At 74.6% G+C, this 18,812-nt stretch carries 19 protein-coding genes and 1 pseudogene; 11 read left to right on the top strand and 9 right to left on the bottom strand.

Annotation, left to right across the window (positions count from 1 at the left end; translation table 11 throughout):
• Positions 1 to 79: 79 nt before the first annotated feature.
• From ACWFNE_RS18020 to ACWFNE_RS18000, 5 genes are all read right to left on the bottom strand, one after another.
• A complete protein-coding gene (locus tag ACWFNE_RS18020; protein WP_452123799.1) occupies positions 80 to 973 on the bottom strand; it encodes a siderophore-interacting protein in 894 nt (297 codons plus the stop codon).
• Between the two features lie 105 nt (positions 974 to 1,078).
• Positions 1,079 to 1,792, bottom strand: a complete 714-nt coding sequence (locus ACWFNE_RS18015; RefSeq protein ID WP_452123798.1) for a response regulator — start codon at positions 1,790 to 1,792, stop codon at positions 1,079 to 1,081.
• Entirely contained in the window at positions 1,789 to 2,979 is a 1,191-nt protein-coding gene (locus ACWFNE_RS18010) for a sensor histidine kinase (protein WP_452123797.1), read from the bottom strand. The genes ACWFNE_RS18015 and ACWFNE_RS18010 overlap by 4 nt, the downstream gene beginning before the upstream one ends.
• Before the next feature lie 59 nt (positions 2,980 to 3,038).
• Positions 3,039 to 3,896 (bottom strand): ABC transporter permease subunit, encoded by an 858-nt coding sequence (locus ACWFNE_RS18005; RefSeq protein ID WP_452123796.1) that lies wholly within the window; start codon positions 3,894 to 3,896, stop codon positions 3,039 to 3,041.
• Positions 3,893 to 4,843, bottom strand: a complete 951-nt coding sequence (locus ACWFNE_RS18000; RefSeq protein ID WP_452123795.1) for an ABC transporter ATP-binding protein — start codon at positions 4,841 to 4,843, stop codon at positions 3,893 to 3,895. Before ACWFNE_RS18000 ends, ACWFNE_RS18005 begins: the two co-directional genes overlap by 4 nt.
• A 262-nt stretch (positions 4,844 to 5,105) precedes the next feature.
• On the opposite strand from ACWFNE_RS18000, the gene ACWFNE_RS17995 reads away from it, so the two are divergent.
• The 4 genes from ACWFNE_RS17995 (at position 5,106) to ACWFNE_RS17980 (ending at position 9,241) form a co-directional block, all read left to right on the top strand.
• Positions 5,106 to 5,948 carry a Bax inhibitor-1/YccA family protein gene (locus ACWFNE_RS17995; protein ID WP_452123794.1) on the top strand — a complete coding sequence of 281 codons (843 nt, stop codon included), beginning with the start codon at positions 5,106 to 5,108 and terminating at the stop codon, positions 5,946 to 5,948.
• A gap of 148 nt (positions 5,949 to 6,096) precedes the next feature.
• On the top strand, positions 6,097 to 7,503 hold the full coding sequence (locus ACWFNE_RS17990) for a cystathionine beta-synthase (RefSeq protein WP_452123793.1): 1,407 nt from the start codon (positions 6,097 to 6,099) through the stop codon (positions 7,501 to 7,503).
• A gap of 150 nt (positions 7,504 to 7,653) precedes the next feature.
• A complete protein-coding gene (locus tag ACWFNE_RS17985; protein WP_452123792.1) occupies positions 7,654 to 8,643 on the top strand; it encodes an acetylxylan esterase in 990 nt (329 codons plus the stop codon).
• 193 nt (positions 8,644 to 8,836) lie between these two features.
• Positions 8,837 to 9,241 (top strand): FKBP-type peptidyl-prolyl cis-trans isomerase, encoded by a 405-nt coding sequence (locus ACWFNE_RS17980; RefSeq protein ID WP_452123791.1) that lies wholly within the window; start codon positions 8,837 to 8,839, stop codon positions 9,239 to 9,241.
• Between the two features lie 118 nt (positions 9,242 to 9,359).
• On the opposite strand, the gene ACWFNE_RS17975 is transcribed toward ACWFNE_RS17980, so the two are convergent.
• Positions 9,360 to 10,643 (bottom strand): FAD-binding protein, encoded by a 1,284-nt coding sequence (locus ACWFNE_RS17975; protein WP_452123790.1) that lies wholly within the window; start codon positions 10,641 to 10,643, stop codon positions 9,360 to 9,362.
• A 36-nt stretch (positions 10,644 to 10,679) separates the two neighbouring features.
• Here ACWFNE_RS17975 and ACWFNE_RS17970 point away from each other — a divergent pair, with 36 nt between their 5' ends.
• Complete coding sequence (locus ACWFNE_RS17970; protein ID WP_452123789.1) at positions 10,680 to 11,105, top strand: SelT/SelW/SelH family protein; 426 nt, start codon at positions 10,680 to 10,682, stop codon at positions 11,103 to 11,105.
• A 4-nt stretch (positions 11,106 to 11,109) separates the two neighbouring features.
• Positions 11,110 to 11,487, top strand: a complete 378-nt coding sequence (locus ACWFNE_RS17965; RefSeq protein ID WP_452123788.1) for a YchJ family protein — start codon at positions 11,110 to 11,112, stop codon at positions 11,485 to 11,487.
• 81 nt (positions 11,488 to 11,568) lie between these two features.
• Here the strand turns inward: ACWFNE_RS17965 and msrA are convergent, their stop codons facing one another.
• Entirely contained in the window at positions 11,569 to 12,201 is a 633-nt protein-coding gene (msrA, locus tag ACWFNE_RS17960) for a peptide-methionine (S)-S-oxide reductase MsrA (RefSeq protein WP_452123907.1), read from the bottom strand.
• A gap of 279 nt (positions 12,202 to 12,480) precedes the next feature.
• On the opposite strand from msrA, the gene ACWFNE_RS17955 reads away from it, so the two are divergent.
• Genes ACWFNE_RS17955 through ilvA form a run of 3 tightly spaced genes read left to right on the top strand, consistent with a single transcriptional unit; the run spans position 12,481 to position 16,210 of the window.
• A complete protein-coding gene (locus tag ACWFNE_RS17955) occupies positions 12,481 to 13,707 on the top strand; it encodes a cystathionine gamma-synthase (protein WP_452123787.1) in 1,227 nt (408 codons plus the stop codon).
• Entirely contained in the window at positions 13,704 to 14,987 is a 1,284-nt protein-coding gene (locus ACWFNE_RS17950) for an AI-2E family transporter (protein ID WP_452123786.1), read from the top strand. Before ACWFNE_RS17955 ends, ACWFNE_RS17950 begins: the two co-directional genes overlap by 4 nt.
• Positions 14,984 to 16,210, top strand: coding sequence for a threonine ammonia-lyase (gene ilvA / locus ACWFNE_RS17945; RefSeq protein WP_452123785.1), 1,227 nt, complete (start codon positions 14,984 to 14,986; stop codon positions 16,208 to 16,210). Before ACWFNE_RS17950 ends, ilvA begins: the two co-directional genes overlap by 4 nt.
• Positions 16,211 to 16,364: 154 nt before the next feature.
• Here the strand turns inward: ilvA and greA are convergent, their stop codons facing one another.
• Together greA and ACWFNE_RS17935 are read right to left on the bottom strand one after the other, a co-directional pair.
• Positions 16,365 to 16,850, bottom strand: a complete 486-nt coding sequence (greA, locus tag ACWFNE_RS17940) for a transcription elongation factor GreA (protein WP_452123784.1) — start codon at positions 16,848 to 16,850, stop codon at positions 16,365 to 16,367.
• Positions 16,851 to 17,123: 273 nt separating this feature from the next.
• Positions 17,124 to 17,528, bottom strand: a complete 405-nt coding sequence (locus ACWFNE_RS17935; protein ID WP_452123783.1) for a DUF4307 domain-containing protein — start codon at positions 17,526 to 17,528, stop codon at positions 17,124 to 17,126.
• A 188-nt stretch (positions 17,529 to 17,716) separates the two neighbouring features.
• Between ACWFNE_RS17935 and mca the strand changes: the two genes are divergently transcribed.
• Both mca and ACWFNE_RS17925 read left to right on the top strand, forming a co-directional pair.
• Positions 17,717 to 18,616 carry a mycothiol conjugate amidase Mca gene (gene mca, locus ACWFNE_RS17930; protein ID WP_452123782.1) on the top strand — a complete coding sequence of 300 codons (900 nt, stop codon included), beginning with the start codon at positions 17,717 to 17,719 and terminating at the stop codon, positions 18,614 to 18,616.
• Positions 18,613 to 18,812, top strand: a pseudogene (locus ACWFNE_RS17925) (hypothetical protein); the annotation flags it as partial. The gene mca and the pseudogene ACWFNE_RS17925, both read left to right, overlap by 4 nt.

Here is an 18,812-nt window from a genome sequence, read left to right as displayed (position 1 = left end):
CCTGCCGGTCTCGACGGGGCCTCGCCGACCGGCGGCAGCTCCGCCCGCCCGGGCACCCGTCGCTCCCGGCGGCGCCGGCTCAGTCGAGCCCTGCCGCCTGCTCGGCATCCTCGATCGACCGCGCCCAGTCCTTCTTGGACGCGCGCCAGTCCTCGTCGGCGGCGCCGAGGCGCCAGTACCCCGAGATGGACAGCCCCGTGCGCGGGAGTCCTCGCTCGACCCGCAGGTGGTGACGGAGCTCCTTGACCGTCCCCGCCTCGCCGTGCACGAACGCGTCGACCCGGCCGTCCGGCCACGCGAGGTCGCGCACGGCCTCGACGAGCCGCAGCCCGACGACGCCCGTGCCCTGGTGCACCCACCGGACGCGGACGCCCGCGGGTGCGGTCAGCGGGAGCTCGTCGCCCGGGCCGTGCACTTCGAGGATCGCGTCACCGACCGCGTCGGGGTGCTCAGCAGCGAGCCGCTCGAGCACCACCGCGACCGCGGGCAGGGCGCTCGCGTCGCCCACGAGCAGGTAGCGGTCGGCCGCCGGGTCCGGGCTGTACGCGCCGCCGGGCCCGAGGAGCAGGACCTCGTCGCCCGGCCGGGCGGAGGCGGCCCACGGGCCGGCGACCCCCTCGTCGCCGTGCACGACGACGTCGATCGTGAGCTCGGCCGACGCGGCGTCGAAGGCCCGCACCGTGTACGCGCGCACGCGCGGCTGGTCCTCGGCGGGCAGCGAGGCGCGCAGCGCGTCGAGGTCGACGCGGCCGTCGGGCCGCTCGGACGCGGCGGCGAGCGCGGCCGGCGGCACGAAGACGACCTTCACGTAGGAGTCGGCGTGGGTCGGCGCATGGACGGCACGCAGCCCGGGCCCGCCGAGGACGACCCGCACGAGCTGCTCGGCGACGCGCTCGGTCCGCAGCACCGCCGCGCGCACCGGCGCCGGGCGGGCGCGGGTCGGGGAGGCTGCGGTCGTGGGGGCGTCGGGCATGCGCGTTCCTCGTCTCTGCCGCGGTGGGAGGGCCACCGGCACGGGCGAGCCTAGGCGGTCGACCTGTGCCGCGCGCAGCCCTGTCGTCGCGCCGCCACGGCCCGCTCAGCGCCCCACGAGACCCGACTCGTACGCGAGCACCACCGCCTGCACGCGGTCACGCACGCCGAGCTTCGCGAGGATGCGGCCGACGTGGGTCTTGACCGTCGCCTCGGAGAGGTACAGGCGCAGCGCGATCTCGTTGTTCGACAACCCCTCGGCGACCGCACCGAGCACCTCGGCCTCGCGGGCCGTGAGCTGGGCGAGCAGCGCGTGCGCCGGGTGGGGTGCGGGCGGCTGCTGCCCCGCCGCGGGCAGCGCGTCGGAGAACATCTCGAGCATGCGGCGCGTGACCCGCGGCGAGACCACCGCGTCCCCCGTCGCGACGGCGCGGATCGCCGAGACGAGCTCGGCGGGGCGGGCGTCCTTCAGCATGAAGCCGCTGGCCCCGGCCCGCAGCGCCGCGAACGCGTACTCGTCGAGGTCGAACGTCGTCAGGATGAGCACGCGCGTGCACGCACCCGAGGCCACGACCTGCTCGGTCGCCTCGATGCCGTTGAGCCCCGGCATCCGCACGTCCATGAGGACCACGTCGGGTGAGAGCTCCGCCGTCAGCCGCACCGCCTCGGTCCCGTCGCCGGCCTCGCCGACGACCTCGAGGTCGTCCTCCGCCTCGAGCACGAGCCGGAAGCCCATGCGCAGCAGCGCCTGGTCGTCCGCGAGCAGGACGCGCGTGCGTCCCCGGCTCGTCGGGGTGCCGTCCGTGCGACCGTCGCTCACGTGCTCTCCTCGTCCCAGTGCAGTGCCGTGCGGACCCGCCAGCCCGGACCCGACGGTCCCGCCTCGACGGTCCCGCCGTAGATCGCGGCGCGCTCGCGCATCCCGATGATGCCCCGGCCGCTGCCGGGCGTGGGCGGCGGTCCACCCGGGTGGGTGACGCCGCCGTCGTCGGTGACCTCGATCTCGACCGTCCCGTCCGTGCGGGTGACGCGCGCCTCGACGTGCCCGGTGCCGCGCGTGTGCCGCAGCGCGTTCGTGAGCGCCTCCTGCACGATCCGGTAGACCGCGAGCTGCAGCCCCGTGTCCCGCGGCAGCGCGGTGCCGGCCACCGTCAGGTGCGCGGGCAGCCCCGCGCGACGGTAGCCCTCGACGAGCGCGGCGAGGTCCGTGCCGCCCGGCGGGGGGCCGTACGACGCGTCGTCGTCACGCAGCACGCCGAGGACGCGCCGCATGTCGGTGAGCGCGGCACGCCCGGTCTCGGAGACCTGCGTGATGGCCGCCTGCGCGCTCGCGGGCGAGCGGGGGACGGCGGCCGCGGCCCCGTCGGCGAGCGCGATCATGACGGAGAGGCTGTGCGCGACCACGTCGTGCATCTCGCGCGCGATCCTGGCCCGCTCCTCGGCGGTCGCGAGCTGGGCACGCTGCTCGGCCTCACGGGTCAGGGCGTGCCCGCGCTCGACGATCGCCCGGCCGTGCAGCCGCCGGTTGCGGACGCCGACGCCGGTCGCGGTGCCGACGAGCACGACGAACGCGAGCCCGGCGATCTCGACGCCGCGCGTCTGCGGCGGTGCCCACAGGAACGTCGCACCGGTCAGGAGGAGCGTCGGCACGACCACCGCGACCCCGGCCTGTCGCGGCGTGCACTGCGTCGCGACCGCGTACAGCGCGAGCCCGAGCCCGACGTCGAAGCCGTTGAGCCCGCCGTGCAGACCGAACGAGACGAGCCCGAGGATGGTGACCGCCCCGACCGACCACAGGGGTGCCCGCCGCCGGGCGAGCACCGCGCCGGTCCCCGCGAGGGCGAGGACCAGCGCGGGAGCGGCCGGACGGTGCGCGAGGGCGCCCGCGAACGCGGGGACGGCGAAGAACGCGGCGACGAGCCAGTCGGTCGCCACCGGGTTCCGGCGCAGCCACCGCCGCACGGGGCCGACCGGTCGCGCGTCGAGCTCGTCGAGCAGCAGGGGCACGCCGGAGGGCGCCGCCCCGGGACCCTCCTCCCGGTGCGGCGCCCACGGCGCGGGTTGGCTCAGGCGTCCCTCCGACGCACGAGCACCGCGGCGGCGGCGAGGATGACCACGCCCCACGCCAGGAGGACCCCGAAGCCCTGCCACGGGGTGAGCTGCGGCGCGTCGGACATCTGCGCCGTCATGTCCATGAACTGCTGCGACGCCGTGAGGCGCTGACCGGCGGTCCCGGGCAGGAACGGCGCGGTGTTGCGGAAGAAGTCCGTCGGGATCGCCGAGAAGACGGTCTCGACGACGAGCAGCAGCCCGAGGACGGTCGCGAGGGCCGCCGCCGAGTGCCGGAGCAGCGCGCCGAGCGCGAAGGCGAACAGCGCGATGGCCGTGAGGTACAGCGGTGCGCCGAGCAGGATCCGCTGCGTCTCCGCGGAACCGAGGTCGATCGCGTGCTCGTCGCCCAGCACCGGCCGGGTCACCAGCCACGTCAGCGCGGTCGCGACGGCGCCGGTCAGGAACGACACGACGAGGACGACGAGGAGCTTGGCGGCCAGCACGGGCAGCCGCGCGGGTGCGGCGGCGAACGTGGAGCGGATCATCCCGGTCGAGTACTCGCCCGTGATCGTGAGCACGGCGAGCACCACGATGGCGAGCTGGCCGAAGTACACGCCCGGGCTCAGCAGGAAGCTGGCGTCCATGGGCGGCGCACCGTTGGCCTGCGCGTCGGGACGCGTCGAGAAGAACGCGACGAGGAAGCTGATGCCCACGAACGCGAGGACCGTGAGCGGCAGGATCCAGTAGGTCGACCGGACGGTCCAGAGCTTGATCCACTCGGATCGCACGAGGTGCGGGAACGACAGGTGGGCGCGGGCGGCGTGCGGCGGCACGGTCGGTGCTGCGCTCGTCGGCTTGGTCAGGGTGCTCATCGGGCCTGCTCCTGGGCTGCTGCGCGGACGGTGGACTCGCCGGCCCCGACCGAGTGGTACTCGACCTGGTCGGCGGTGAGCTGCATGTAGGCGTCCTCGAGCGAGCCGCTCAGGGGGGTGAGCTCGTGCAGCACGAGACGGTTCGAGGCGGCGGTCTCGCCGATGGCCTCGGCGGACGCGCCCGTGATCTCGAGCAGACCGGGCTCGGTCGTCGTCACGGTGACGTCGGCGCTGCGCAGGAGCTCGACGAGCTGTGTGGCGTGCGGGCTGCGGACGCGCACGGTCGTGCTCGTCGCCCGGTTGATGACGTCCTGGACGGGGGCGTCGGCGATGATCCGCCCGCGCCCGATCACGATGAGGTGGTCGGCCGTGAGGGCCATCTCGCTCATGAGGTGCGAGGACAGGAACACCGTGCGGCCCTCGGACGCGAGGTAGCGCACGAGGTTGCGGACCCAGAGCACGCCCTCGGGGTCGAGGCCGTTGACGGGCTCGTCGAGGATGAGTGTGCGGGGGTCGCCGAGCAGGGCCGACGCGATGCCGAGCCGCTGGCCCATGCCGAGCGAGAAGCCGCCGACGCGCTTCTTGGCGACGGTCTGCAGGCCGGTCATCTCGATGACCTCCTGCACGCGCGCCCTGCCGATGCCGTGGGTCGCGCCGAGGGCCGCGAGGTGGTTCGCGGCCGAGCGTCCGGTGTGCACGGCCTTGGCCTCGAGCAGCGCGCCGACCTCGACGAGGGGCGACCGGTGCTGGGCGTACGGCCGGCCGTTCACGGTGACGGTGCCCTGCGTCGGGCGGTCGAGCCCGACGATCATGCGCATCGTCGTCGACTTCCCGGCGCCGTTCGGGCCGAGGAAGCCGGTCACCTTCCCGGGCTGGACGGTGAAGCTGATGCCGTCCACCGCCGTCTTCGGCCCGTACCGCTTGGTCAGGCCGTGTGCCTCGATCATGTGTCGTCCTCGTGAGAAGCAGGGGTGGGTGGACTCCTCGAACGTAGGCCCGGGCGGTGGCTCCCCGGAACGTCCTTGGGTCTCATCCTTCTCCGCCCTGGGGATACGCCGTAAGGAGGACAACCCCCGAACGGACCCTGGGGTGACCCTGAGGCCACCCCGAGAGGCTGGGGGGAGGTGCTCCGGGGACGACGTGGGAACGATGCCGACCGCGCGTGCGTTGCGTACGGTAGAACCGGCCGCCAGCGACCAGGAGGAAGCCGTGAGCAACCCCGTCTTCAACAACAGCGAGACGTTCCGCGACCCGAACGCCAGGCGCGGGCGCGGGCAGGGCCGGAGCCCGGTCCAGCCGGGGCAGGCCGCCGGGTACGGCGCCGCCGGCACCCAGACGATCGACGCCGTCAGCCTCGACAAGATGTACGAGGCGCCGTCGGCGACGACCGCCCAGACCGGGCGACTGACCTACGACGACGTCATCGTCAAGACCGGCGGGCTGCTCGCGATGCTCGTCGTCGTCGCCGCGGCGACGTACGCGTTCGCGCCGGGCCTGTGGGTCATCGGCATGATCGTCGGGCTCGTGCTCGGACTGGTCAACGCGTTCCGGCGCAACCCGAGCCCGCTGCTCATCGCGGCCTACGCGATCGCCGAGGGCGTGTTCGTCGGTGGCATCAGCAAGTTCTACGAGGACGCGTTCGGCGACGGGCTCGTCCCGCAGGCCGTGCTCGCGACCCTCGCGGTCTTCGGCACCTCGCTCGTGCTGTTCCGCTCGGGCAAGGTCCGGGTCACCCCGAAGTTCACGCGGTTCCTCATCATCGGCCTCGTGGGCTACCTCGCGTTCTCGGTGCTGAACCTCGTGCTCGCGTTCGTGTTCCCGAGCGAGATGTTCGGCCCGCTGCGCGGCGGTGTCCTCGGCGTGATCGTCGGTCTCGTGGCCGTGGGTCTCGCGGCGATGTCGCTGATCATGGACTTCGACTCGATCAAGCGCGGCGTCGAGCAGGGCGCCCCGGCGAAGCTGGCCTGGACGGCCGCCTTCGGCCTCATCGTGACGCTCGTGTGGCTCTACCTCGAGCTGCTGCGTCTCCTCGCGATCCTGCGTGGCGACTGACCGCACGGCCCGCTGACTGCAGGACCGACCGCCCGGATGCGATGATCGCTCCGGGCGGTCGTTGCGTGAGGCGACCACCCGCGCCCCTCCCCGCGCCCCGCGGCCGACCGTCGCGCGCGCCCCCTCCCACCTCCCGGAGCACCCCGCCGTGAAGTACGCGCAGCACATCTCCGAGCTCGTCGGGCACACCCCGCTCGTGAAGCTCTCCTCCGTGACCGACGGCCTCGCCGCGACCGTCCTCGCGAAGGTCGAGTACCTCAACCCCGGCGGGTCCGTGAAGGACCGCATCGCGCTCAAGATGGTCGAGGCCGCGGAGGCGAGCGGCGAGCTGCTCCCGGGCGGGACGATCGTCGAGCCGACGAGCGGGAACACCGGCGTCGGGCTCGCGCTCGTCGCGCAGCGCAAGGGCTACCGCTGCGTGTTCGTGTGCCCGGACAAGGTCTCGCAGGACAAGCGGGACGTGCTGCGCGCGTACGGCGCCGAGGTCGTCGTCACCCCGACGGCGGTCGCCCCGGACCACCCCGACTCCTACTACTCGGTGTCCGACCGCCTGACGCAGGAGATCGAGGGCGCCTGGAAGCCGAACCAGTACGCCAACCAGAACGGCCCGCTGAGCCACTACGAGTCGACCGGCCCCGAGATCTGGGCCGACACCGACGGGCGCGTCACGCACGCGGTGCTCGGCGTCGGCACGGGCGGCACGATCAGCGGCACCGGGCGGTTCCTCAAGGAGGCCTCCGCCGACCGTGCGGCCGGCGACGGCGGGCGCGTGCGCGTCGTGGGCGCCGACCCCGCGGGCTCGGTGTACTCGGGCGGGGACGGGCGGCCGTACCTCGTCGAGGGCGTCGGGGAGGACTTCTGGCCGACCGCGTACGACCCGTCGGTGCCCGACGAGATCATCGCGGTCTCCGACGCCGACTCGTTCGCGATGACGAGGCGCCTCGCACGCGAGGAGGGGCTGCTCGTCGGCGGCTCGTGCGGCATGGCCGTCGTGGCGGCGCTCCGGCTCGCCCGCCGGCTCCAGGACGACGACCCCGAGGCGGCGGCGAAGGCCGTGATCGTGGTGCTGCTGCCCGACGGCGGGCGCGGCTACCTGTCGAAGATCTTCAACGACTCGTGGATGCGCTCGTACGGGTTCCTGTCCTCCGAGCAGGGCGCGACCGTCGCGGACGTGCTGCGCAGCAAGGGCGGCGAGCTCCCCGCGCTCGTGCACACCCACCCGAACGAGACGGTGCGCGACGCGATCTCGATCCTGCACGAGTACGGCGTCTCGCAGATGCCGGTCGTCGGCGCCGAGCCGCCCGTCAAGATCGGCGAGGTCGCCGGGTCCGTCAGCGAGCGCGGGCTGCTCGACGCGGTGTTCTCCGGTGCGGCGACGCTCGCCGACCGCGTGGACCGGCACATGGCGGCGCCGCTGCCGCTGATCGGCTCGGGGGAGGGTGTCGAGGACGCCCGGAAGGCGCTGCAGTCGGCCGACGCGCTCATGGTCGTCGACGACGGGCAGCCCGTCGGCGTGCTCACCCGGCACGACCTGCTGGGGTTCCTCGCGCGCTGAGCGGCTCGCGCGCCGAGCGGCCGGCGACCCGCGGTCGCGTGCGCCGGGCGGGCGTCGTCGTGTGACACGCTGCTGCCCGGCCGCCGGGGGCACGCCCGCCGGCCCGACCGCCGGACGACGCGCGCCGGCGCACACCCGCGAGGAGCGACGATGCCCCTGTTCGACCTGCCGCTCGCCGAGCTCGAGACGTACCGCCCCGAGCTCGACGAGCCGACCGACCTCGACGCGTTCTGGGCGGCGACCCTCGCCGAGACCCGGACGCACGACCTCGCCGTCGAGGTCACGCCGGTCGACGCGGGCCTCACGCTCGTCGAGACGTCCGAGATCACGTTCGCGGGCTTCGGCGGGCACCCCGTCAAGGGCTGGCTCTCGCGGCCCGCCGGCGCTGACGGCCCGCTCCCGGCGGTCGTGCAGTTCATCGGGTACGGCGGCGGGCGCGGGTTCGCGCACGAGCGGCTGCAGTGGGCCGCCGCCGGCTACGCCTACCTGCTCATGGACACGCGCGGGCAGGGCAGCAAGTGGGGCAACGGCGGGCACACGCCGGACCCCGTCGGCTCGGGGCCGGCCGTCCCCGGGTTCATGACCCGCGGCATCCTCGACCCCGCCGAGCACTACTACCGCCGGGTCATCACCGACGGGGTCCGCGCGGTCGAGGCCGCCCGGTCGCTGCCGTTCGTCGACCCCGGGCGCGTCACCGTCGCGGGCGCGAGCCAGGGCGGCGGGCTCGCGCTCGGCGTGGCCGGGCTGGTCGACGGGCTGCTCGCCGTCATGCCCGACGTGCCGTTCCTGTGCCACTTCCGGCGCGCCGTCCAGATCACCGGCTCCGACCCGTACGGCGAGATCACGAACTACCTCGCGGTGCACCGCGACGCCGAGGAGCAGGTGTTCCGCACGCTGTCCTACCTCGACGGCGTGCACCTGGGCCGCCGCGCGACCGCCCCGACGCTGTTCTCCGTCGCGCTCATGGACACGGTCTGCCCGCCGTCCACCGTGTACGCCGCCTACCACTGGTACGGCGAGCGCGCCGGGGTCACCGACAAGCAGATCGAGGTCTACCCGTACAACAACCACGAGGGCGGCGAGGGCTGGCAGCTCGCGCGCCAGCTCGCGTGGCTGAACGGGCGGTCCGGGGTGCGCTGAGCAGGGCGCGCCGAGCCGCGCCCGGCGGCGTCGACCGAGTCCGGAGACCGGAGTCCCGGCGCAGCCGGTGCCCGTGCCTGCGCCCGTGACGTCGCGGCTTCACCCCGTCCACCAGGCGTCCCCGGCGCGCACGAGGCGGTGGCGAGCGGCGAGGATGGGTGGCGTACCGACATCAAGGCGAGGAGATCCATCCATGACCGCACAGCTGCCCCAGGCCTCCGGCTCGTTCGGCGAGAAGCCCACGCTGACGTTCCCCGAGGGCCAGGCGCCCGCCGAGCTCGAGGTCCAGGTGCTCAGCCGCGGCGACGGCGCGCTCGTGGAGGCGGGCGACGACCTCGTGGTGCACTACCTCGGCCAGACGTGGAACGGGCACGTGTTCGACAACTCGTACGACCGCGGCTCGTCGATCAACTTCCCGATCGGCGTCGGCGCGGTGATCGCCGGGTGGGACGAGGGTCTCGTCGGGCAGCAGATCGGCTCGCGCGTGCTGCTGTCGATCCCGCCGCACCAGGGGTACGGCGACCGCGGCGTGCCGCAGGCCGGCATCAAGGGCGGCGACACGCTCGTCTTCGTCGTGGACGTCGTCGGCGTCAACTGACACCTGCTCGACGGAGGGGCCGCGACACCTCGGTGCCGCGGCCCCTCGGTACGTCCGGACCGGTCGACCGGCGCCGGGGCCGGTCCGCACCGACGCGCCGCCGTGCGGGGCCTCGGCGTCAGCCGAGCAGCACGTGCCGCTCGAGGAACGGCCCGCGGAACACCCCGCCCGGGTCGCTGCGCGCGACGAGCGCCCGGAAGTCGGCCATCCGCGGGTAGAGCCGCGCGAGGTCACGGCCGGTGTCGGCGAAGATCTTGCCCCAGTGCGGCCGCTCCTCGAACGGCGCGAGCGCCTCCTCGATCGCCGGCAGCAGCGCCTCGACCTCGGCCTGCCGCGGGAGCCACGTGAAGTGCAGGCCGATGCGCGGGCCGCCGTACGCGGTCGACAGCCACAGGTCGTCCGCGCCGATCGTGCGGATCTCCGAGACCTGCAGCAGCGGCGCGATGCGGTCGCTCAGCCCGCGCAGCGCCTCGATGGCGCCCACGGCGTGCTCGCGCGGCACGAGGTACTCCGACTGCAGCTCGTCGCCGTTGCTCGGGGTGTACCGCAGCCGGAAGTGCGGCAGCCGGTCGTGCCAGGGGCCCGGTACGCCGAGCTGGTCCGTGCAGTTGACGGGGTCGATCCCGGGCAGCGGGTGCAGCTTGACGGGCGACGGTGCCGCACCGAACAGCTCCGTGCGCAGCTCGTGCCGCTCGCCGGGGACCACGCGCGTCTTGCGCCACACCTGCTGCACGGCGTCGCCGGTCCAGTCCACGAACAGGCTCACGCTGTCGGCCGACGACGTGACCGCGTCGAGGTTCGCGAGCGCGGCGTCCCACGGCAGCCCGGTGTGCACCTCCTGGGCGACGTCGTACGTCGGCTCGACCTCGAGCGTGAGCCGGACGACGACGCCGAGCGCCCCGAGCGAGACGACCGCGCCGGGGAAGTCGGCGTCGGCCCGCGTGAGCGTCCGGAGGCTGCCGTCGGCGGTGACGAGCTCGAGCCCGACGACCGCCGTCGCGAGGTTCGCCGACGCGTCGCCCGAGCCGTGCGTCGCGGTCGCGACCGCCCCCGCGACGGAGATGTGGGGGAGCGAGGCCAGGTTGTGCAGCGCCCAGCCGCGCGCGTGCAGGTGCTCGGCGAGCGTCCCGTAGCGCGTCCCGCCCGAGACCGTCACCGTCCGCGCCGCCCCGTCGAGCTCGATCACCGGCTCGAGCCGCTCGAGCGAGACGAGCCCGCCGGTCGTGTCGGCGATGTCCTGGAAGCAGTGCCGGGTACCGATGGCCCGCACCCGGCCGGCCGCGCCGCCCCGGGCCGCCGCCACGACCTCCTGGACCTGCTGGACCGTCTCCGGCCGGTGCACCTCGGCCGCCTGGAACGTGTAGTTGCCGGACCAGTTCCGCAGGGTCTCCGTCGTCGCCATGACCCGATCATCGCAAGGGTGCGCGAGACTGGCGCCATGAGCACGGATGCCCCGCTCCCGCGCGTGACGATCACCTACTGCACGCAGTGCCGGTGGCTGCTGCGCGCCGCGTGGTTCGCGCAGGAGCTGCTCACGACGTTCCACCGCGAGCTCAGCGAGGTCGCGCTGCGGCCGGCGACGGGCGGGGTGTTCACGGTCGACGTCGACGGGGAGCTGCTGTGGGACCGCGCCGAGCGCCGCGGCTTCCCCGAGATCACGGTGCTCAAGCAGCTCGTCCGGGACCGCGTGGCCCCCGACAAGCCGCTCGGGCACTCGGACGCCAAGGCGGCGACCGGTGCGTCGGACGCCGCCGCACCGCAGGACGGTGCCGCGGACGACCGTGCGGCCGAGGACGCGCCCGCGGAGGACCGCGCCGCCGAGGACCTGCCCGCCGACGACGCGCTCGCCGCCGACGGAGGCTGACCCCGTGACGACCCGCTGCCCGTGCCTGAGCGGCCTGCCCTACGACGAGTGCTGCGGCCCGCTGCACCGCGGTGAGCGGGCCGCGTCGACCGCGGAGCAGCTCATGCGCTCGCGGTACAGCGCCTACGCGGTGCGCGACGCGGCGTACGTCTGCCGCACCTGGCACGCGAGCGGGCGCCCACCCGCGCTCGACCTCGACGACGGCACGCGGTGGTACCGGCTCGACGTGCTCGGCTCGACCGGCGGAGGCGCCGGTGACACGCACGGGACCGTGGAGTTCCGGGCGTTCTACCGCTCGGTCGACGGCGCGGGGTCGCTGCACGAGGTCAGCCGGTTCGTGCGCGACCGCGGTGCCTGGGTGTACCTCGACGCGCTGGGCTGACACCGCGCCCCGCAGCTCGCGCCCCGGACGCGCGACGACCCGGCCCCCGAGGGGACCGGGCCGTCGCCGCTCACGCCGTGCTCACGGGACCGGGCAGGCGACCCCGGTCGAGTGCACCGGGCAGTACCCGTTCGGCACCTTGTGCAGGTACTGCTGGGGGTAGTCCTCGGCGTAGTAGAACGTCCCGGCGCCGCCCTCGCCGTCGACCGGGCGGACCTCCGTGGTGATCTCGCCGTAGCCGTTGCGCCGCAGCTCGGGCTCGTACAGCGCGCGGGTCGCCGCTGCGGCCTCCGCCTGCTCGGGCGTCGTGGTGAAGACCGCCGAGCGGTACTGGGTGCCGACGTCGTTGCCCTGGCGGTAGCCCTGGGTCGGGTCGTGCAGCGTCCAGAACGTGCGCAGCAGCTCCGTGGTCGGCAGCACCGCGGGGTCGTACGCGACGAGGACCGTCTCGGTGTGCCCGGTCAGGCCGGTGCACGTCTCCTCGTACGTCGGGAACGGCGTGATCCCGCCCTGGTAGCCGGCGGCGGTCGTCACGACGCCGGGCAGGTTCCACATCTCCTTCTCGGCTCCCCAGAAGCAGCCGAGCGCGAGGTAGATCACCTGTGTGCCCTCGGGCCAGGGGCCGCGCAGCGGGGTGCCGAGCACCGCGTGCGTCGCGGGGACGGCGTAGGGGTAGTCGTCGCGGCCGGGCAGCGCGCGCTCCGGCGTCACCATCTGGGACTTGAGGGCCGATCCGAACAGCCAGCTCACAGGGGGTCCACCTCTCGTCGGGTCGACGCGCCGGCGCCCGCTGGGTGCGTGCGGGTGGGCCGTGCGTCGCCAGGCACAACGGTCCGGCGGGGTGCGTCTGTTCCCGTACCCCGCGCGCCGCCGCCCCGGACCCGCACCCCGGCGCGCGCCCGGTCCGGCGTCGCGTCCCAGGTCCCGCCCGCGCGCGTCGCCCCGGTGCGCGTCCACCGCGTGCGGACCCGGTGCACGGCCTAGCCTGGGACCGTGACGACCGACCCGTTCCCCACCCCCGACCTCGACCACGACTGGGCCACCGCCGGGTTCGCGACGAGGGCCATCCACGCAGGCCAGGACCCCGACGCCGCGACCGGCGCCGTCGTCCCGCCGATCTACCAGGTCTCGACCTACAAGCAGGACGGCGTCGGCGGGCTGCGCGGCGGCTACGAGTACTCGCGCTCGGCGAACCCGACGCGTGCGGCGCTCGAGGAGGCCCTCCGGGCGGCCGAGGGGGGTGCGGCGGCCTTCGCGTTCGCGTCCGGCCTCGCGGCGGAGGACACGCTGCTGCGTGCGGTCCTGCGCCCCGGTGACCACGTCGTCGTGCCCGACGACGCGTACGGCGGCACGTACCGCCTGTTCGCGCGCGTGCTGGGCCCGTGGGGCGTCGAGCACACGCCCGTGAACCTGAGCGACCCCGGCGCGGTGCTCGCGGCGATCCAGCCCGGCCGCACCAAGGTCGTCTGGGCCGAGACGCCCACGAACCCGCTGCTCGGCATCGCCGACATCGCGGCCCTCGCCGCGCACGCGCGGTCGGCGGGTGCGCTGCTCGTCGTCGACAACACGTTCGCGACCCCGTACCTGCAGCAGCCGCTCGCGCTCGGCGCCGACGCGGTCGTGCACTCGACCACGAAGTACATCGGCGGGCACAGCGACGTCGTCGGCGGCGCGGTCGTGGTCGCGGACGGCGCGCAGCTGCCCGTGGGGCTCGTCGGGCCGACGGGGACGGCCGCGCTCGCGGACGCGGTCGGCTTCCACCAGAACGCGTCGGGCGCCGTCGCCGGCCCGTTCGACTCGTGGCTCACGCTGCGTGGCCTGCGGACCCTCGCCGTCCGCATGGACCGCCACCAGGCCAACGCCGCGGCGGTCGCCGAGCTGCTCTCGGCGCACCCCCGCGTCACCCAGGTGATCTACCCGGGCCTCCCGAGCCACCCCGACCACGAGGTCGCCGCCCGCCAGATGAGCGGGTTCGGCGGCATGGTCGCGTTCCGCACCGGCAGCGAGCAGTCCGCGCTCGACGTGTGCAGCCGCACGCGCGTCTTCACGCTCGCGGAGTCGCTCGGCGGGGTCGAGTCGCTCATCGAGCACCCCGGGAAGATGACGCACGGCTCGGTGCTCGGGACGGTGCTCGAGGTCCCGGACGACCTCGTGCGGCTCTCGGTCGGCATCGAGGACGTCGCCGACCTGATCGCCGACCTCGAGGGGGCCCTGCGATGACGACGACCCACCCGACCGGACCCGTGCCGACCGCGCAGGGGCCCGCCGCGGGCACGGCGACCCCGCGCGCCGCGCAGACGGACGCGCGCTCGGCCGTCCCCCCGTCCGTCCAGGCCGCCGCGGCGTGGTCGTGGCGGATCATCGTGATCGCCGCAGCGCTCGCCCTGCTGCTCGCGGTCATCGGCTACTTCAAGGTGCTCGTCGTCTCGGTCGCGATCGCGGTGCTGCTGACCGTGCTGCTCGCGCCGTTCGTGCGGTTCCTGCAGCGCCGGGCACGGTTCTCCCGCGGGCTCGCGTCCGGGACCGCGGTGCTCGCGCTGCTCGCGCTCGTCGCCGGGCTGCTGACGCTCGCGGGCCGCTCGCTCGTCAACGGTTTCGCCGAGCTCAGCGACCAGGCGCAGGAGGGCTTCCGCGAGCTCGCGCGGTGGCTGTCGTCGGGCCCGCTCGACCTCAGCACCGACCAGATCGACCGCTACATCGACCAGGCGCAGTCCCAGGTCAGCGACAACGCGTCGTCCCTCGTCTCGGGTGCGCTCTCGGTCGGCACGACGGTGGGCCACGTCGCCGCCGGTGCGCTGATCACGCTCTTCTGCACGTTCTTCTTCCTGCTCGACGGCCGTCACGTGTGGGCGTGGTTCGTCGGGCTCATGCCGGTGACCTCGCGCGACCGCATCCACCAGGCCGGCCGGCGCGGGGTCGTGACGCTCGGCGGCTACACGCGCACGCAGATCCTCGTGGCGCTCGTCGACGCGATCGGCATCGGCCTCGGGGCGCTGATCCTCCAGGTCCCGCTCGCGCTGCCGCTCGCGACGCTGGTGTTCCTCGGCTCGTTCATCCCGATCGTCGGGGCGCTCGTCAGCGGCTCCGTCGCCGTCCTCGTCGCGCTGGTCGCACACGGGCCCGTCGTCGCGCTCATCATGGTCGGCGTCGTGCTGCTCGTGCAGCAGATCGAGGGCCACGTGCTCCAGCCGCTGCTCATGGGCCACGCGGTGTCGCTGCACCCCGTCGCGGTCCTGCTCGCCGTGGCCGCGGGCTCCCTCGCCGCCGGGATCGTCGGCGCGCTGTTCGCCGTCCCGATCGTCGCGGTGATCAACACCGTCGTCCTGTACCTGCACGGGCACGACAAGTTCCCGGGGCTCGGTGACGACGACCATGCGATCGTCCGTGGTGAACCGACCGCGCCCGAGGAGCCGGACGCGGCCGGCTCCGCGGCGGTCGTCCCGCCCAGCGAGGTCGACCGCAGCACACCGGGAACCTCCCGCCTGACCGGTGAGGCGTGAGCGACCTCGACGTCGTGCGCGGGGTCGGGCTCGACGACGTCCGGTCCGCCGCGGCGCTGCTCGACGGTGTGGCGACGCGCACCCCGGTCGACTACAGCCGTGCGCTGAGCCGCGTCGCGGGCACCGACGTGTGGCTCAAGTGCGAGAACCTGCAGCGCGCGGGCTCGTTCAAGGTCCGCGGCGCGTACGTGCGGATGGCGCGGCTGACCGCGGAGGAGCGGGCCCGCGGTGTCGTCGCGGCGAGCGCCGGCAACCACGCACAGGGGGTCGCGCTCGCGGCGCGGCTGCTCGGGATCGACGCGCTCGTCTTCATGCCCGCGGACGCCGCGCTGCCCAAGGTGGCCGCGACGCGCGAGTACGGCGCCCGGGTGGTGCTGGCCGGGACGTCGGTCGACGACGCGCTCGTCGCCGCCCGCGAGGAGGCCACCCGCACGGGCCGCGTGCTCATCCACCCGTTCGACCACGCGGACGTGGTCGCCGGCCAGGGCACCGTCGCGCTCGAGATCCTCGAGCAGGTGCCGGACGTCCGCACGATCGTCGTCCCCGTCGGCGGCGGCGGCCTCGCCGCGGGCATCGTCGCAGCCGTCGCCGCGGCACGACCCGAGGTCCGGGTCGTCGGCGTGCAGGCCGCACGTGCCGCCGCCTACCCGGCGTCGCTCGCCGCCGGCCACCCGGTGCCGATGACGGACCTGCGCACGATGGCCGACGGCATCGCGGTCGGCACCCCCGGCCGGGTGCCGTTCGACGTGCTGCGCGAGCACGGCTGCGAGATCCGGACCGTGACCGAGGAGGACCTCTCGCGGGCGCTGCTGCTCGTCGCCGAGCGTGCGAAGCTCCTCGTCGAGCCGTCCGGCGCGGCGGGCGTCGCGGCGGTCATGGCGTCGCCGGGGGCGTTCGAGGGTCCGGTCGTCGCCGTCCTCTCGGGCGGCAACATCGACCCGCTCGTGCTGCTGCGCGTCGTGCGGCACGGCCTCGCCTCCGCGGGGCGCTACCTGCAGCTGCGCGTGCGGATCGACGACTCGCCGGGGACGCTCGCAGGGCTGCTGTCCGAGCTCGCGGCGACGGGCGGGAACGTGGTGCACGTGAGCCACGTGCGCACCTCCGTGGACCTCGCGATCGACGAGGTCGAGATCGAGGTGCAGGTCGAGACCAAGGGGCCCGAGCACTGCGGCGAGGTGCTCGCACACCTGCGGGCCCGCGGCTTCCGGCTCGCGGACCACTGACCTCGCGGACCACGGACCTCGGGGACCACGGACCTCAGGGACCACGGACGCCGACGGGCGAGGCCCCGGCGGACGTGCGTCCGCGGGGCCTCGCCCGTGCGTGGTGGGACGGCGTCGTCCCGGTGCTGCGCGGCCCGTGGGCCGGATGCGTGCGTCAGCCCGTGAAGGGGTGCGCAGCCTTGATCTCGACCGCGATCTCCCGGCCGTTCGGCGCCTCGTAGGCGACCGTGTCGCCCACCGCGCGCCCGTTGATCGCGGCGCCGAGCGGGGACGTCGGGGAGAAGACCTCGATGTCCGCGGAGCCGGCGATCTCGCGCGATCCCAGCAGGAACTCCATCTCGTCGCCGGCGACGAGCGCGGTCACGACCATGCCGGGCTCGACGACGCCGTCGTCCGGCGGCGTGCCGATCTGCACGTTCCGCAGCTTCTGCTTGAGCTCCCGGATGCGCGCCTCCTGCTTCGCCTGCTCCTCGCGGGCCGCGTGGTAGCCGCCGTTCTCCTTGAGGTCGCCCTCGTCGCGCGCGGCGGCGATGCGCGCGGTGATCTCGGCACGACCCTCACCCTCGAGGCGTGCGAGCTCGGTCTTGAGCCGGTCGTGCGCCTCCTGCGTCAGCCACGTGGGCTGCGACGTCTCGGTCACGGTCGCTCCTTCCTTGCCATCATCGACTGGTGCACACGTGCGGGTACACGGGACGTGCACGTGTGCGGTGAGCCTGCCCTGCCAGCTGCCTGCCGGTCGCGTCGACCGGAGGTTCTCGCCGACCCTGGGCGGCGTATGAATCGACAAGGATAGCAAGACGGGTGTCCGGGTGGTGCACGCGCCGGGGGTGAGGCCGTCGCGACCGCGGGGTGATCGCGGGGTGAGCGGCGGGGTGTGCGGGGCGAGGCGGGTGCGGGCGCCCGGGTGAGCGCCTCAGGCGTCGGGCGCCACGACGCACGTCTCGACGGTCCCCGTGACTGCGAGCTCCGCGGTCGCGACGGTCTCGGTGAGGCGCACGACGCTCGTGCGCGCGGGCCCGACGGTCACGGTGCGGAACCCGACCTCGGCGGCGGCCTGGTTGAGCGCGAGCAGCCGGCACTCGACCGTCGCCGCGGGGTCCTTCGTGACCTCGAACGTCATGACCACGCGGTCGGGCTCGACGCGGAAACCGTGGTCCTGCCAGCGCACGACGTCGCGCTGCATGCCCGACATGATCCACGCGAGCACCGCGACGACGACCACGCCGGCGACGACCGCCACGACGACCCACGTGCGGCGCGGCACCGACGTCTCGCGTCCGTACCGGCCCGCCGGGGTGCCTGCGTCCTGCTCCGTCACGTGGTCCGCTCCTGGTCGTCGAGCACGCCTGCCGGTCGACCCGGCCGAGGCCGCACCTCCCGGACGCTCGTCCGGGAGGTGCGGCCCCGGGCGGGCGTCGTGCACCCGGCGTGCGGCGAGGTGCGCGATCATTGTCCCTCGCCCCGTGCGCGCCACGCGCACGGGTGACCCACCCACGGAGGCCCCACGTGACCGGAGAACGGCTGCGCCTGCTGGCGGTGCACGCCCACCCCGACGACGAGTCGAGCAAGGGAGCAGCGACGACCGCGCGGTACGCGGCCGAGGGCGTCGACGTCCTCGTCGCGACCTGCACGGGCGGCGAGCGCGGCGACGTGCTCAACCCGAGCTACCCGCCGGTCGCCGACCCGGACCGGATGCACGAGATCCGGCGCGAGGAGATGGCGGCGGCCGCGAAGGCGCTCGGCGTGCGCCAGGAGTGGCTCGGGTTCGTGGACTCGGGGCTTCCCGAGGGCGACCCGCTGCCGCCCCTGCCCGAGGGGTGCTTCGCGCTGCAGCCGCTCGAGGTCGCCGCGCGCCCGCTCGTCGAGCTCGTGCGCCGCTTCCGCCCGCACGTGATCACGACGTACGACCCGACCGGCGGGTACCCGCACCCCGACCACATCATGTGCCACCGGGTCTCCGCCGAGGCGTTCGCCGCCGCGGGCGACCCCGAGCGCTACCGCGACGCCGGCGAGCCGTGGACGCCGCTCAAGCTGTACTACAACCACGGCTTCTCGATGGCGCGGATCCGCGCGGCGCACGAGGCGCTCGTCGAGCGCGGCATCGAGTCCCCGTTCGGCGAGTGGGTCGAGTCGCGCGCGGCGCGGGAGATCCCCGAGCGGGAGGTCACGACGCGGATCTCGTGCGCCGACTTCTTCGGTGCGCGCGACGACGCGCTGCGCGCGCACGCGACCCAGATCGACCCCGAGGGCTTCTTCTTCGCGATGCCGCGCGACCTCGAGCGCGAGGTGTGGCCCTACGAGGAGTACGAGCTCGCCGAGTCGCGCGTCCCGGTCCGGCTGCCCGAGGACGACCTGTTCGCCGGCGTGCGTCCCCCTGCCCCGACGAGCTCCGCGGGCACCCCGTGACCGGCGCGGCGCTCGTCGTCCGGCTCGCGGCGACGCCGAGCCCGACGCCCGTCGAGGTCCCGCTGTCCGTGCAGGCGTCCCCGGGGGTCCTCGGCTTCCTCGTGACGTTCGTGGTCGCGGTCGCGGCGATCCTGCTCGCGCTCTCGCTCACGCGGCACCTGCGCGTCGTCGACCGCCGGGCCGCGCAGCTCGCGCG

The organism is Cellulomonas sp. NPDC055163, from assembly GCF_053607065.1.
This window is presented reverse-complemented; position numbering and strand designations above follow the sequence as displayed.